General features: G+C 47.4%; 12 protein-coding genes. 5 read left to right on the top strand and 7 right to left on the bottom strand.

All coding sequences use genetic code 11. The features are described 5' to 3' along the window. Positions 1 to 4 precede the first annotated feature (4 nt). Positions 5 to 787, top strand: coding sequence for a polyphosphate kinase 2 (gene ppk2, locus F0265_RS20620; protein ID WP_019274142.1), 783 nt, complete (start codon positions 5 to 7; stop codon positions 785 to 787). A gap of 42 nt (positions 788 to 829) precedes the next feature. On the opposite strand, the gene phoU is transcribed toward ppk2, so the two are convergent. The 4 genes from phoU to F0265_RS20600 are packed head-to-tail and all read right to left on the bottom strand — an operon-like array spanning position 830 to position 6,234. Beyond that, complete coding sequence (gene phoU / locus F0265_RS20615; protein WP_019274141.1) at positions 830 to 1,528, bottom strand: phosphate signaling complex protein PhoU; 699 nt, start codon at positions 1,526 to 1,528, stop codon at positions 830 to 832. A gap of 21 nt (positions 1,529 to 1,549) precedes the next feature. After that, positions 1,550 to 2,368 (bottom strand): phosphate ABC transporter ATP-binding protein PstB, encoded by an 819-nt coding sequence (pstB, locus tag F0265_RS20610; RefSeq protein WP_006959735.1) that lies wholly within the window; start codon positions 2,366 to 2,368, stop codon positions 1,550 to 1,552. 3 nt (positions 2,369 to 2,371) lie between these two features. Beyond that, on the bottom strand, positions 2,372 to 4,018 hold the full coding sequence (gene pstA, locus F0265_RS20605) for a phosphate ABC transporter permease PstA (RefSeq protein WP_171750197.1): 1,647 nt from the start codon (positions 4,016 to 4,018) through the stop codon (positions 2,372 to 2,374). 26 nt (positions 4,019 to 4,044) lie between these two features. Beyond that, on the bottom strand, positions 4,045 to 6,234 hold the full coding sequence (locus F0265_RS20600) for an ABC transporter permease subunit (RefSeq protein ID WP_171750196.1): 2,190 nt from the start codon (positions 6,232 to 6,234) through the stop codon (positions 4,045 to 4,047). Between the two features lie 195 nt (positions 6,235 to 6,429). Between F0265_RS20600 and ppk1 the strand changes: the two genes are divergently transcribed. Both ppk1 and ppx read left to right on the top strand, forming a co-directional pair. Further along, a complete protein-coding gene (ppk1, locus tag F0265_RS20595) occupies positions 6,430 to 8,541 on the top strand; it encodes a polyphosphate kinase 1 (protein ID WP_171750195.1) in 2,112 nt (703 codons plus the stop codon). Beyond that, entirely contained in the window at positions 8,516 to 10,015 is a 1,500-nt protein-coding gene (gene ppx / locus F0265_RS20590) for an exopolyphosphatase (RefSeq protein WP_171750194.1), read from the top strand. Before ppk1 ends, ppx begins: the two co-directional genes overlap by 26 nt. 100 nt (positions 10,016 to 10,115) lie before the next feature. Here ppx and F0265_RS20585 read toward each other — a convergent pair whose 3' ends face one another. From F0265_RS20585 to phoB, 3 genes are read right to left on the bottom strand one after another with little or no spacing between them, the layout of a single operon-like run. Beyond that, positions 10,116 to 11,075: a phosphate ABC transporter substrate-binding protein gene (locus tag F0265_RS20585; RefSeq protein ID WP_019274135.1), complete on the bottom strand. Its 960-nt coding sequence runs from the start codon at positions 11,073 to 11,075 to the stop codon at positions 10,116 to 10,118. Further along, positions 11,075 to 12,373: a phosphate regulon sensor histidine kinase PhoR gene (gene phoR / locus F0265_RS20580; protein WP_006959747.1), complete on the bottom strand. Its 1,299-nt coding sequence runs from the start codon at positions 12,371 to 12,373 to the stop codon at positions 11,075 to 11,077. The genes F0265_RS20585 and phoR overlap by 1 nt, the downstream gene beginning before the upstream one ends. 26 nt (positions 12,374 to 12,399) lie before the next feature. Continuing rightward, positions 12,400 to 13,089 carry a phosphate regulon transcriptional regulator PhoB gene (gene phoB / locus F0265_RS20575; protein ID WP_006959748.1) on the bottom strand — a complete coding sequence of 230 codons (690 nt, stop codon included), beginning with the start codon at positions 13,087 to 13,089 and terminating at the stop codon, positions 12,400 to 12,402. A 207-nt stretch (positions 13,090 to 13,296) separates the two neighbouring features. Between phoB and rdgC the strand changes: the two genes are divergently transcribed. Both rdgC and yegQ read left to right on the top strand, forming a co-directional pair. Further along, positions 13,297 to 14,211: a recombination-associated protein RdgC gene (gene rdgC / locus F0265_RS20570; protein ID WP_171750193.1), complete on the top strand. Its 915-nt coding sequence runs from the start codon at positions 13,297 to 13,299 to the stop codon at positions 14,209 to 14,211. Between the two features lie 163 nt (positions 14,212 to 14,374). Then, positions 14,375 to 15,775 carry a tRNA 5-hydroxyuridine modification protein YegQ gene (gene yegQ, locus F0265_RS20565; protein WP_065740647.1) on the top strand — a complete coding sequence of 467 codons (1,401 nt, stop codon included), beginning with the start codon at positions 14,375 to 14,377 and terminating at the stop codon, positions 15,773 to 15,775. Positions 15,776 to 15,777: the final 2 nt, after the last annotated feature.

Below are 15,777 nucleotides of genomic sequence, written 5' to 3'. Positions count from 1 at the left end.
TCTTATGAGTAAAGGCAAACTGGATAAAAAGTTTTACGAAAAGGAACTGGCTCGACTTCAAGTTGAATTAGTTAAACTGCAAGAGTGGGTCAAGCAAGAGGGCCTCAAAGTCGTTGTGATTTTTGAAGGCCGAGACGCGGCAGGTAAAGGTGGCGTCATCAAACGTATCACAGAGAAGCTCAATCCTCGTATCTGTCGCATTGCAGCGCTACCCGCCCCAACCGAAAAAGAAAAGACCCAATGGTATTTCCAGCGCTATGTAGCGCACCTTCCTGCTGCTGGTGAGATGGTTCTATTTGATCGTAGCTGGTACAACCGCGCAGGCGTCGAAAAAGTCATGAACTTCTGTACCCAAGAACAGTATGACGAATTTCTGCGATCATGCCCCGAATTTGAACGTATGTTGCAGCGTTCTGGTATTATCTTACTCAAATATTGGTTTTCAGTTTCGGATGAAGAGCAGGAGAAGCGCTTCCTTGAACGGATTAACACACCAGTGAAACGCTGGAAATTCAGCCCAATGGATTTGGAATCACGCAATCGCTGGGCAGAATACTCTGCAGCCAAAGACAAGATGTTTGCCTACACCGACACCAAGCAGTGTCCATGGTGGGTCGTACCCTCTGATGACAAAAAGCGCGCTCGGTTAAACTGTATCAGTCATTTACTGGAGCAAATTGATTATCAGGAAATTACCTATCCAGAAATCTCACTGCCTGAGCTCAGTAAAGAAGGTTACATCCGCGCTCCCATTGAAGAGCAAACTTTTGTTCCTGAAAAATACTAACGCTCGCTAAACCATCAGAAGAAACAGTACGTCGCTGCGTGTTTAGCGCAGCGCATCATCAATACTTTGTTCGCCCAGGTGGCGCACATCTTTACCTTTAACAAAGTAGATGATGTATTCGCAGATATTTTGGCAGCGGTCCCCTACTCGCTCAATCGCGCGTGCAGACCACATAACTTGGAGAATATGGGGAATGTTTTTCGGATCTTCCATCATGTAGGTCATCAACTGGCGGATAACGGCTTCATACTCTGCATCAATTTTATCATCCAGCTTATACACTTCCGCGGCCGAATCGACATCCATACGAGCAAATGCATCTAAAACCTGATGCAGCATGCCTATCGCTTGACGACAAAGTGGCTCAAGGGAGACCTGAAACATCTGCTCTTGGGATGACGGGCTTTCAATCGCCACATACGCCATTTTGGTTGCCACGTCTCCAATACGCTCTAGATCGGTGATGGTCTTGATGATCGCCATGATCAAGCGTAAGTCTTTGGCCGTTGGCTGACGTTTGGCGATAATTCGCGTGCAGGCTTCATCGATAGACACTTCCATCGCATTCACTTTGTGATCGTCACGCACGACTTTACGCGCCAGCTCAATGTCCTCTTTGTGCAGTGCCTGCATAGCAAAAGATAACTGCTGCTCAACCAAGCCTCCCATCGTCAGCACGTGGGTTCGGATGGATTCTAATTCGACATTAAACTGTCCTGATATGTGACGTCCAAAGTTCATGAAATATCTGTATCTCCCTTATTAGCCGTATCTACCTGTGATGTAGTCTTCCGTTTGCTTTTTCAATGGTGACGTGAAAATTGAATCTGTATCTGAGTACTCGATCAACTTACCCATATGGATAAATGCCGTGTGATCACTGACCCGTGCTGCCTGCTGCATGTTATGAGTAACAATAACTACAGTATATTTGGTTTTCAGATCATTGATCAGTTCTTCAATGGTCAGAGTGGAAATCGGGTCCAATGCCGAGGTCGGTTCATCAAGAAGTAATACTTCAGGCTCAATCGCAATCGCACGAGCAATCACCAAACGCTGCTGCTGACCACCAGACAAACCAAACGCATTTTCATGCAGCCTGTCTTTCACCTCTTCCCATAACGCCGCGGCACGCAGAGAGCGCTCAACAGCGTCATCGAGAACTCGACTGTTGCGAATACCCTGCAAACGTAAGCCGTACACCACATTTTCGTATATCGATTTTGGAAATGGGTTCGGGCGCTGAAACACCATTCCGACACGGCGACGTAGTGTCGCCACATCAACCTGTGGGTGGTAAATATTTTTGCTATGCAGTTTAACTTTGCCTTCCACTCGGCACCCTTCAACCAGATCATTCATTCGGTTGATGCAGCGTAAAAGCGTCGACTTGCCACACCCCGACGGGCCGATAAACGCCGTAACCTGACCTTTAGGAATACGCATTGAAATATCACTCAGCGCCTGAGTATTCTGGTAGAACAGGTTCAGATCTTCGATTGCAATCGCAGTCTGTTCATCACTCAGGTTGTTCACGTCTAATGGTGCCTGATAGCCCAATGTCTGATTAACTGAAAACATCTCTTAATCTTGCCCCAGAGTTCGATATTTCTCGCGTAGGTTATTGCGAATACTGATCGCCGTCAGGTTCAGTCCGACGATGACACTCACTAGCAAGAACGAAGTTGCGTAAACCAACGGCCTTGCACTTTCAATATTAGTGGTTTGGAAACCAACATCATAGATGTGAAAGCCTAAATGCATGAATTTTCTATCTAGATGCAAAAATGGGAATTGGCTATCAACCGGCAAGCTAGATGCCAATTTTACCGCCCCCACCAGCATCAAAGGTGCTACCTCGCCTGCAGCACGGGCAACGGCCAGAATCAGTCCAGTAATGATCGCAGGGCTTGCCATTGGTAATACAATTCGCCACATCGTCTCAAACTGAGTTGCACCGAGCGCCAAAGAACCATGACGGACGGAACTCGGGATGCGGGTCAAACCTTCTTCGGTAGCCACGATCACAACAGGGAGCGTCAATACCGCCAATGTCAATGCTGACCAAAGTAGACCCGGCGTACCAAATGTCGGCGTTGGCAATTTCTCAGCATAAAACAGGGAATCGATTGAGCCGCCTAAGGTATACACAAAAAAGCCGAGTCCAAATACACCATAAACAATTGATGGGACACCAGCGAGGTTTATAACCGCGACACGAATCAAACGAGTAAAAGCATTATTTTTCGCGTATTCGTGGAGATAAATAGCAGCAATCACGCCCAATGGCATAACGATAATCGACATAATTATCACCAATAGAACCGTACCGAACATGGCCGGAAAAACGCCACCTTCAGAGTTCGACTCTCTAGGATCATCGGATAAGAATTTCCATGCCTGGTGTGCCCACTGAGCCACTTTTTCAACTACCGTCATTTGGTTTGGATACCAAACATCTAGGATCCGACTAAGTGGGATTCGGTACTGATTGCCCTTCATGTCTTCGACAATCAGGCCTTGCTGAGCCAATTCTAACCTCAGTGCATCCAGCTGTGATTCCATTTCCGCAAGTTGCTGGCTAAACATGCTCGATTGAGCGTCGTAAAGTTTGATGAATTCGGCATCTAAGCGACCATTCAGTTCACGTCTTTTCTTCTCTAAACGCAGCCTGTCAGCCTGAGCACTGATCACTTTGATCTGCTTCTCTACCAAACGGTCAATTTTAGTACGTTGCTTATCGGCAAATACCAGCGCGCTTTCAACATCGGTTTTAGCCTGCTCGCTTACCTTGCCATCAGCAGTAAAATATCCTTTCGGTTGACCGTAAAAGTCCCCACCTCGGGTCCGTTCAATCACCGCCCAACCTTCAGGCTTTGAACGTTCAAGTAAATCGACTTCCAGAATAGAAACAAAGTCAGCAGGGTAAATATCCCGATTGGCAATCTTAATACTCATTCTTTGAACTAAGCCTTTCTCCTCGACTTCGGGAGTGAGCGCAATGTCCATTTCGCGTAAGTGGCTGATCGGCACATATTCTTCAGCATAAAGCTGACCAATCAAGACATCACCCTGTTCGGTTTGCCACTGATAAAGGGGAGCAGGCCAGAAATAGGACAAACCTTTCCAACCGATAAGCAGCAGCAAACCAAGCACTGACAGCAAACTAATGCTGACAGCTCCGCCTGTTAGCCAGACCCAAGGTGAACCGGACTTTAGCCACTTAAACACGATCAATGCCCCTCGGATAACTTCGATTACAGCGCACGATATTTATCCCTTAACCTTTGGCGAACCCATTCCGCGAGCGAGTTAACCGCGAAAGTAAACACCAGCAAAATCAGCGCCGCCAAAAACAGAATGCGATAGTGAGAACTGCCCACTTCCGACTCAGGCATTTCAACTGCAATGGTGGCAGACAGGGTGCGCATACCTTCTAGAATATTCCAATCCATGATTGGCGTATTACCTGTAGCCATCAGTACGATCATGGTTTCGCCGACAGCACGCCCCAGCCCCATCATGATGGCAGAAAAGATACCTGGGCTTGCGGTGAGTAGCACAACATGAATCAGGGTTTGCCACGGCGTAGCACCTAAGGCGAGAGAGCCATCTGATAGATGTTTCGGCACCGAGAAAATCGCATCTTCTGCGATGGTGAAAATGGTAGGGATAACAGCAAAGCCCATAGCAAAACCCACCACCAGCGCGTTACGCTGATCAAAGCCAATTCCCTGCTCAGCAAGATACGCACGGACATCACCATTAAACAACCACTGTTCAATATTGCCACTCTGACCCAAAATCACGACAGTAAACAACACCATCGCAGGCATCAGAATCAGCGCATGCAAACCATTGGGGAATCGACTGCTCCAGGTACGTGGTAGCTTGTGCCAAATCGCCCCAATGGCAACGGTTGAGATGGGCAAGAACAACATCAACGACACCACAGCCGCTAGGTGGCTCTCTACAATCGGCGCAAACCATAGCCCGGCTAAGAAACCAATGATCACGGTTGGCAGCGCTTCCATCAGTTCAATCGAAGGCTTCACCACGCGGCGCATGGATGGTGTCATAAAATAAGCCGTGTAGATTGCGCCTAATACAGCAATCGGCACAGCAAACATCATGGCAAATGCCGCCGCTTTTAACGTACCAAATGCGATGGGCACAAGGCTGAATTTGGCTTCGAACTCATCGTTCGCCGATGTGGTTTGCCAAACAAACTCCGGCTCTGGATAACTTTCATACCAGACTTTCTGCCATAGCGAAGATAAAGAGATTTCCGGGAATGGATTGTCAACGTAAGCCACATTGAGCTGTGAGTCGGACAGGGTTAGCAGGTGCTTTTCATTGTTAGACATTGCCGCCAATTGCGGCGCTTTATCGTAAGCTCGTTTAAAAATCACCAGTTTTTCGCTGGTGGTGTAATGGCTCTGCACCGTGCCATTGATGTAAAAGCTGTAAAAACCCTTGCGGTAGGTATCAGGCAGCAAGAATTGCAACTGCGACGCCAGTTTAAAATCACGAATCTGAGTGAGGTGCCTTTGCCCGTCACTCAAAACATCAAACCATTGAGAGACCAGCCCATCCTGATGGCTGACCAACAGAGAGTATGCGCCTGACAGCAGTTTAATATCCGTCACCGCGTGTTTGCTCTCGCCCTGACTCAAATCAACCACTTCGCGCACTACGAAGCTTTCAATGCCTTTTTTGGCAATCACGACTTCAGAGCCGGTTCTTATATAAAGCGTGTTGCCATCAGGCGTGAGAAGCAACTGGTCGAGATCAACAAATGGCTTAGGAAACTCGAAGTTCTGAATCTGCTGATTAGCATCACGCCAACGAATTCGAACGCGATTATCTTGGTAATAACCGGCTAAGGTGACGTTGTTATCCACAGCAAAAGCAAACGACCTTAGCGCTGAACCTGATTCTGTCTGCAAATCAAAATCGAGAGAAAAACTATCCACTTCAGGAGAAAAAATACGTTGCTCACCCTGCAGAAGACTGGTCATCACAGGCCGATATAACAACACTTGGCCGTTAGCCGTTGCCGCACCCAACCAACCCTGTGCTGGATTGCCCGAGCTGTACAGTGAATACTGAGCGCCTAGTTCAACCGATAAACTGGGCTGTTGTGACCAGCTTGTCAGGGACCAGAAATCAACATAACCGGCCTTGGATACCACATAAGCATGCTCGCCATAATCATCAATCCCAGCCGCCACTGGCGCTTTAGTGGTAATCGATTGGATAGCAACATTTGGAGTGAATTTTGCGTCAGAGAAAAGAGGCAGAACCATCATTGCCAGATAAACGAAGATCAAAACCAGCGCAGCCAAAACACCGACACCGCCTGTCGATACCGCTAGCCGAACTAAACGATCTTTGATTAGTCGCTTTCGATCACGTTCTCGCAATGAAAATTCGGCTTTGGCCATTTCTCTCACTTACCTGCATTTGCCCATGGGTATAATATTTCGATTAGGTGACAATTATATTACAGATCGCAATAAACAACTGAAAATAATGCAATAAGATCGTGCAATAAAAGTGTCATACAAACCCCTTAATTTCTAAGCCAGTTCCATTTTTACCACCTAAATTTGGTTAGGCTCGTCAGTAAAGGTCAGGTTATGAGTGCAGAAAAGCTTTACATTGAAAAAGAATTGAGTTGGTTGTCTTTCAATGAGCGTGTGCTCCAAGAAGCCGCAGATAAAACAGTACCACTCATCGAAAGAATTCGTTTTTTAGGTATATTTTCCAACAACCTAGATGAATTTTATAAAGTCCGATTTGCCGATGTGAAACGTCGAATCCTGATCAATCAGGAACGTGGTGGTAACGACAATTCCAAACACTTACTGACAAAAATGCAGACCAAGGCTCTCAAGCTCAACGAACGCTTCGATGAGTTATACGCTGAGCTGATCCGCGACATGGCACGTCGACGTATCTTTCTCGTCAATGAAACTCAGCTCAACGAGTCGCAAGAAAAGTGGGTCAAAAAGTATTTCCGTAAGCAGGTTCTCCCACATATCACCCCTCTTCTGATGCGAGACGATATTGATGTTCTGCAGTTTCTCAAAGATGAGTACGCATACATCGCGGTTGAACTGCGTAAAGAAGAGCAAAATCAGTATGCGTTGATCGAGATCCCGACTGATCACCTGCCCCGCTTTGTCATGGTGCCTGAACAGAAAGGCAAGCGACGCAAAACCATCATCTTGCTCGACAACATAATTCGTTACTGCCTTGATGAACTGTTTAGCGGCTTTTTTGATTATGACGAGCTGAACGGTTACGCGATGAAAATGACTCGCGACGCAGAATATGACCTTAGCCATGAGGTGGAACATAGCCTGCTTGAGCAGATGTCAGAAGGGGTCAGTCAGCGTCTGACGGCAATGCCGGTCCGCTTCGTTTACGAACGTGACATGCCGGAAGAAATGCTGGAGTTTCTGTGCCACAAACTGCAAATATCCAACTACGATAGCTTGATTCCCGGTGGGCGTTACCACAATTTCAAAGACTTCATCGGCTTTCCCAATGTCGGCCGAGAGTATTTAGAAAACAAACCATTGCCACCGATGAAGTGCGCCGATTTCGACGGCTATGCCAACAAATTTGATGCGATCAAAAATCAGGACATCCTGCTTTACTACCCGTACCACAGCTTTGAGCATATTTCTGAGTTAGTCCGTCAAGCTTCATTCGACCCTAAGGTGCTCAGCGTTAAGATCAATATTTACCGTGTTGCCAAAGACTCTCGCCTGATGAACTCTTTGATCGATGCAGTACACAATGGCAAACAGGTCACGGTCGTTGTTGAACTGCAAGCTCGATTCGACGAAGAGACCAACATCGAATGGTCGAAAGTCCTGACTGAAGCTGGTGTAGAAGTAATCTTTGGCGCTCCGGGTCTGAAAATTCACTCCAAGCTGCTGCTCATTAGCCGGCGAGAAAACGAGGAAATCATCCGCTACGCCCATATCGGAACCGGTAACTTTCATGAAAAAACGGCCCGTATTTATACCGACTTCTCGTTGCTGACTGCTGACCCAGAAATCACCAATGAAGTACGCAACGTCTTTGGCTACATCGAAAACCCATACCGTCCAGCGAGGTTTGAGCACCTGATTGTTTCACCGCGTAACTCGCGCAAACAACTGTACCGTCTGATCGATGGTGAGATCGCCAATGCTAAAGCTGGCAAAAAGGCCGCCATTACACTGAAAGTGAACAATCTGGTCGACAAAGGGCTGGTTAATAAGCTCTACGGTGCCAGCGCTTCTGGGGTAGAAATCAAGATGATCATTCGCGGAATGTGTTCATTGGTCCCAGGGGTCGAAGGTGTGAGTGAAAACATCAAGATCATCAGCATCGTTGATCGTTTTCTTGAACACCCGCGGGTCATCATCACCCACAATGACGGTGATCCTCAGGTTTACATTTCCTCCGCTGACTGGATGACACGCAACATAGACTACCGCATCGAAGTTGCCGCTCCAGTGCGTGACCAACGTCTTAAACAGCGAATTATTGATATCATTAACATCCATTTTACCGATACAGTAAAGGCCCGCTGGATAGACAAAGAAATGAGCAATGCCTATGTTCCGAGGGGTAACCGTAAGAAAGTTCGCTCGCAGATTGCCATTTACGACTATCTTAAAAATGTAGAAAAACAAACAAAGAAACGTAAAGAACAGTCCCTTACTGATGACTCAATCTCCGGAAATTCGTGACGTTGCCGCGATTGACCTTGGCTCTAACAGCTTCCACATGGTGGTGGCTCGTGTCGTAGACCAAGATCTGCAACTGGTCAGCCGACATAAGCAGCGAGTTCGCCTCGCTGCTGGCTTAGATGCTCAAAAAAATCTAGATAATGCTTCGATTGAGCGAGGCCTTGAATGCCTTGCTATGTTTGCAGAACGCCTACAAGGCTTCGAGGAAGGCAATGTACGTATTGCGGCTACACATACTCTTCGCCAAGCCAATAACGCCCACATTTTCCTCCAACGTGCGAGAGAAGTGCTGCCATTTCCTATTGAAATCATCCCCGGCGTCGAAGAGGCGCGTTTAATCTACCTCGGAGTCGCGCATACCCAGCCAGAATCAGACTCAAAACTTGTGGTTGATATTGGTGGCGGCAGTACTGAGATGATCATTGGCAGTGGGTTTGACCCGGAGCTGATCAACAGTAAACAAATGGGTTGCGTCAGCTATACCAAGCTTTACTTCGCTAACGGCAAGCTCTCGCGCAAAAATTTTGCTAAAGCGATTCTAGCTGCTGAACAAAGATTAGAATCCATTGCTCATCGTTACTGTAAAAAAGGTTGGGAGGTTGCGTTTGGCTCGTCCGGTACGATTAAAGCGATTCGAGAAGTCTTGACTGGCATGGGCTACGACGATGGCATTATTAACGCTAAGCGCCTCGACAAGTTAGTCGAAAAACTGTGCGAATGGCCCACTATTGAAGATATTGACCTCATCGGATTGACACCAGATAGAAAGCCTGTTTTTGCCGCCGGCGTAGCCATTCTGACGGCGATCTTTAAAGACCTCAGAATAGACGAAATGCACTTCTCAGAAGGCGCGTTACGTGAAGGTTTGCTGTTCGAAATGGAAGATGGCTTTAAACGCTCAGATATCCGAATGAGAACCACGGAAAACATGGCCAGCAAGCATTTGGTTGACCTTGACCATGCGGCAAAAATTAAACATCAAGCGCAATCTTTCCTGCAACAGGTGCATCAGGATCTCGGCATCAAAAAGAGCTCAGAGCTATTTGATTTGCTCGACTGGAGCGCTCTGCTTCATGAAGTCGGTCTCAGCATCAGTTTACAAGCCTTCCATCGCCATTCCGCTTATATTCTTCGTCACACCTACATGCCCGGATTTAACCGTGAGCAACAAACGGTACTGGCCATGTTAGTCCGCTTTCAGCGTAAGGCGCTTAAGCTACATGAAATGGAAGAGTTCACGCTATTTAAGAAAAAGCACATCATTGGTGTGATTCGTATCTTGCGCCTCGCGATCTTACTCAACGGTCAACGTAACGAAGACGATTTGCCAAAACTGATGTTGAGCATAGACGGTGATACATGGACATTGATTTCAGACGATGACGAGTGGCTAGAGCACAACAAACTGCTGCATGCTGATTTGATGACTGAACAAGAATACTGGCACAACGCGGGTTGGGCGCTGAATTTCTAACTGTATAGCCTGAGATGCTCGATAACCATTGGTAGTGTTATCGGGTTGCTTAACAAAGTAAGTTAGATACGCTTACAGCGGTGAGCATCAAATCAGACGCTTAATCGACAATACCTACTTTTGCCAGCTCACTGCGTGCAATCTCTGCGGAGATCGGCACATAGCCATCTTTTTCGACCAGTTTTTGCCCTTGCTGTGAGTACATAAAGCGAATGAATTCTCGCTCAATCGGCGGTAGCGGTTTAAACGGGTTCTTGTTTACGTAGACATAGAGATAACGTGATAGTGGGTACTTACCTGTCAGAATATTTTCCTGACTCGCCTCAATGTAATCCTCACCCTGCTTGGCAATGGGAAGCAGTTTCACTCCAGAGACTTGATACCCTACCCCAGAGTACCCAATGGTATTGATCGCAGAGGCAACAGACTGAACAACGGACGCCGAGCCTGGCTGCTCATTGACATTACTTTTAAAATCTCCGCCACACAGCGCATTATTCTTAAAGTATCCGTAAGTACCAGAGACCGAGTTACGACCGAACAACTGCATACTGCGTTTAGCCCAATGATAATCGAGCCCTAACTCAGCCCAAGTAGAAATAGACTGAGTCCCGCCACAACGCAGCGTTGCAGAAAAAATATTGTCTAGCTGTGTAAAGTTGAGCCCTTTCAGCGGGTTGTCTCGGTGAACGAAGATTCCAATCGCATCAATGGCAATTCTGAGTTCTGTTGGCTTGTAGCCGTGTTCGCGCTCAAAGGCTTCAATTTCCCGATTTCGCATCGGTCGGCTCATTGGCCCGAATTGAGCAGTCCCTTCGGTTAACGCTGGCGGAGCCGTTGAAGAACCAGAGGCTTGCACCTGACCATTCACGCTCGGGTAAAGCTGCTTAAACTCTTCTACCCACAAGGTTGTCATGCCGGCTAATGTATCAGAACCAACACTGGTTAAACTCCCGGTAATACCGGGCACTTTTTGATATTCAGATAGGCTCGTTGAAGCCGCTTGAACACCAAAAGAAAAGCTGGCAGAAACAATAAGAGTAGTGAGCGCTAACTTCATTAATTCACCACCAAACGCGGTGGTAACACGAATGAGAATTTACTGCCGACACCCACTTCGGACTGTATTTCTAGATGCGAGTCGTGATGCGTCAAAGCATGTTTCACGATCGCCAGACCAAGGCCACTGCCTCCGGTATCCCTAGATCGTGCTTTATCCACTCGATAGAAACGCTCAGTGAGTCGGTGTAAGTGTTGAGGCTCAATACCTTCACCGCCATCTTCCACTTCTAAACATGCACCTTGCGCAGTCTGATACCAACGCACCCGAACATCCGCTCCTGCTGGTGTGTATTTCACCGCGTTATAAACCAAGTTTGAAATGGCACTACGTAGTTGGTCTTCATCACCAAGCACACGCAGACTGTTATCAATATCAAAGTTCAGCTTATGCTGCTGGTCGCCACTCAGGCTCGCCGCCTCTTTCTCCAACACATCTAGCATTGCTGGGACATTCACTACGTCTTCCAGTTCATGCATTGGCGCCGCTTCAATCTTAGATAATGTGAGCAGTTGATTAACCAAGCTGTTCATACGATTGAGCTGCTCGGTCATTACGCCATGGGCTTTAGTCCACATCGGGCCGACAACCATATCCGGGTCTTCGGTCATTTCAAGATAACCTTGCAACACCGTCATTGGCGTACGCAGCTCATGAGAGACATTGGCAAAGAAGTTACGACGCATGCCTTCTAACTGCTTAAGCTGAGACACATCACGTACCACCATCAGGTGCTCGCCTTCAGTGTACGGCACAATACGCAGCTCAAGCATACGCTCAACATTGAGTGGCGAGCGCATCTCAAGCGGCTCAGAGAAATCTTGTTTATTAAGATACTTAATGAAATCTGGCGTGCGAATAAGGTTGGAAATCGGCTGACCTGAATCGTCCGGCCAACGGAAGCCTAATAGGTGTTGGGCAAGCTTGTTGCACCAAACAATGTTGCCTTCACTACGGAACACAACAACCGCATCCGGTAAGGATTCAGCACCATTGCGAAATCGACGAATCAGATTGGTCAACTCTTTACGCTTTTTACGCTGGCGCTGCTGCAAGCGATAGATACCGTTAAATAACGACTCCCAGTTGCCGCTTCCCGATGGTGGTGTCAGGCGCTTTTCATCCCACAACCACGCCGACAGGCGCATCTGATTATGCAGATGCCATACAAGCTGCAAAACCGTGGCCGCTAGAAGCAACCACGGCATATGACCGAAAATCCATCCGACAATCACCCAAGGGGTGTAAAAAAAAGCCAGCTCCCAGGCTAGCTTTTTCCAAGTTAACCGCTCTACCACTTACCTCTCCAGATGGTAAATTTAAATTATGCCTTGGTTGAGAAACGGTAGCCTGCACCACGTACCGTCTGAATCAACTTGTCATGGCCTGCCGCTTCTAACGCCTTACGCAGACGACGAATGTGCACATCAACAGTACGGTCTTCAACATACACGTTGGTTCCCCATACGTTGTTCAGCAGTTGCTCTCGGCTGTAAACACGTTCTTGGTGCGTCATAAAGAAGTGCAGCATCTTGAACTCAGTTGGGCCCATATCCAGTGGCTGATCGTTCGCCGTTACACGGTGCGAGACTGGATCCAGTTTCAAGCCCTGCACATCAATCACATCTTCAAGTGCCGTTGGCGTCACACGGCGAATCACCGCTTTAAGACGCGCCACCAGCTCTTTTGGCGAGAATGGCTTAGTGATGTAGTCATCTGCGCCGACTTCCAGACCACGAACCTTATCTTCTTCTTCACCACGGGCTGTTAACATCACAACTGGAATGTTGCGTGTCAGCTCTTCACGTTTCATGTGTTTGATGAAGTTGATGCCGCTGCCACCAGGTAGCATCCAGTCTAGCAATACTAGATCTGGGAAGGGTTCAGCTAGCTTAGTCACCGCACTATCGTAGTCTTCAGCTTCGACGGCTTGGTAACCTTTTTGCTCAAGAACAAAGCAAAGCATTTCACGAATTGGTGCTTCGTCTTCAACAACCAGAATCCTTCTAGACATAATTGAGTAACCTTTGAGTTAGTTGAATTTAATCGGGCATTTACCCTTTGCAACGATAGGCATTATTACCATCAATTATGACACTTTTGTGACCTTTGAAAACAAATTTTCATATAACTTTCATCCCACTATTGCGCGCTTGCATTAGGACAAGCACAGCAAAAGTCTTTATGATGAGCGACCAAACTTCAGGTATAGAGAAAGTGTATGTGGTTTAAAAACTGTCTGGTTTACCGTTTTAACCGAGATATTGAATTCAAAGCAGACGAGCTGGAAAAGCAGCTTGAAGAGTTTCGTTTTACGCCGTGTGGCAGTCAGGACAAGCAAAAGTTTGGCTGGGTCACTGCTATGGGTAAACATGGCGACATGATGACTCACGTGTCTGAAAACCGCATTCTGATCTGCGCGAAGAAAGAAGAGAAAATGCTGCCAGCGTCTGTGATCAAAGAATCACTCAATGCAAAAGTTGAGGCGATGGAAGCGCAAGAAGGCCGACCTCTGAAGAAAAAAGAGAAAGACAATCTCAAAGATGACATTGTCATGGATTTGCTACCGCGCGCATTCAGCCGCAGCAACCATACCTTTGTTCTTGTTCTGCCTAAAGAAGGCTTTATTCTGGTGGATGCCAGCAGCTATAAGAAAGCGGAAGATGTGCTCGCCCTTCTACGTAAAACCATGGGTAGCCTACCTGTTGTGCCAGCCATTCCAGAGAGAGCCGTTGAGACCACGTTAACTGAATGGGTGAAAACGGGCGACACTCCGGTTGGGATGCAGATGTTGGACGAAGCTGAGCTTAAGTCGGTTCTTGAAGAAGGCGGTGTGATCCGCTGTAAGAAACAAGAACTAACGGCAGACGAAATTCGCAGTCACATTGATGCCGATAAGGTAGTGACTAAACTGGCCCTTTGGTGGCAAGAGCGTATTGAGTTCATTCTGGCAGAAGATGGCAGCATCAAGCGCCTTAAATTCTCTGATGAGCTGAAAGATCAAAATGATGATATTCCTCGTGAAGATCAGGCTGCACGATTTGACGCAGACTTCTCACTCATGTGCGGCGAGTTAAGTGCCTTCCTGCCAAACTTATACGAGTGTTTAGGCGGCTTACCTCACCCTAACGCTTAACCCCTTCTCTAGGTGCTCGGCATGTTCGAGCGCCTATCTGTAATCTCCTCACCTAAGTTATGGACTTTTTTCTAGTCACAGGTCACGTTTTGGCGTAAAATTTGCGCCCCAATTCCATAAGGTGGAATGGACCTGACTTGAGATCAGACTAAGAGAATTACACATGACTACTGAGAAAGCATTCGTACCTGAGCTACTGTCACCAGCGGGTAGCCTGAAAAATATGCGTTACGCCTTTGCCTATGGTGCAGACGCGGTATACGCAGGCCAGCCTCGTTACAGCCTTCGCGTACGTAACAACGAATTCAACCACGAGAACCTAAAAATTGGTATCGACGAAGCGCATGCCCAGGGCAAGAAGCTTTATGTGGTATGTAACATCCAGCCACACAACTCCAAGCTCAAGACCTTCATCCGTGACCTGAAGCCTGTGGTTGAAATGGGGCCTGATGCGCTCATCATGTCGGATCCGGGTCTGATTATGATGGTTCGTGAAGCATTCCCAGAGATGCCAATTCACCTGTCCGTTCAAGCCAACGCCGTCAACTGGGCAACAGTTAAATTCTGGGCAGCTAATGGCGTTGAACGTGTAATTGTTTCTCGCGAGCTTTCTCTGGAAGAGATCGAAGAAATTCGTCAGCACTGTCCTGAAACGGAACTTGAAGTCTTCGTTCATGGTGCGCTGTGCATGGCTTACTCAGGTCGCTGCCTCCTATCTGGTTACATCAACAAGCGTGACCCTAACCAAGGTACTTGTACTAACGCATGTCGTTGGGAATACAACGTCGAAAAAGGCAAAGAGAACGACTCTGGTGATATCGTTGAAGCCTTCGATCCTAATGAAGCGCAAGCGGTTGAAGTACAAGATGAGCGCCCAGAAGCAACACTTGGCCTAGGTAAACCAACCGACGAAGTAGTACTGCTTTCTGAAAGCCACCGTCCAGAAGAAAAGATGGCGGCATTCGAAGATGAGCACGGCACTTACATCATGAACTCGAAAGACCTGCGTGCCATTCAGCACGTAGAGCGCCTGACTAAAATGGGTGTCCACTCACTCAAGATTGAAGGCCGTACTAAGTCATTCTACTACTGTGCGCGTACCGCTCAGGTTTATCGTAAAGCGATCGACGATGCAGTTGCGGGCAAGCCATTCGATGAAAGCCTGATGACCACGCTTGAAAGCTTGGCTCACCGTGGTTATACAGAGGGCTTCCTACGCCGTCATACACACGACACTTACCAAAATTACGACTACGGTTATTCCGTATCTGATGCTCAGCAATTTGTCGGTGAGTTCACGGGTAAACGTCGTGGTGATCTAGCTGAAGTTGAAGTAAAGAACAAATTCGTTATTGGTGACAGCCTTGAGCTTATGACGCCAAAAGGCAACGTTGTCTTTACCCTCGAAGCAATGGAAAACCGTAAATCACAACCCGTTGATGACGCAAAAGGAAACGGCCACTTTGTTTTCATTCCTGTACCTCAGGACATGGACCTAGAATACGGTCTGTTAATGCGCAATCTTAATAATGGTCAGGATACCCGTAATCCAACAGGTAAATAACC

It is taken from the genome of Vibrio sp. RE88, assembly GCF_013113835.1.
In the GTDB taxonomy this organism is placed as follows: Bacteria; Pseudomonadota; Gammaproteobacteria; order Enterobacterales; family Vibrionaceae; genus Vibrio.
This window is presented reverse-complemented; position numbering and strand designations above follow the sequence as displayed.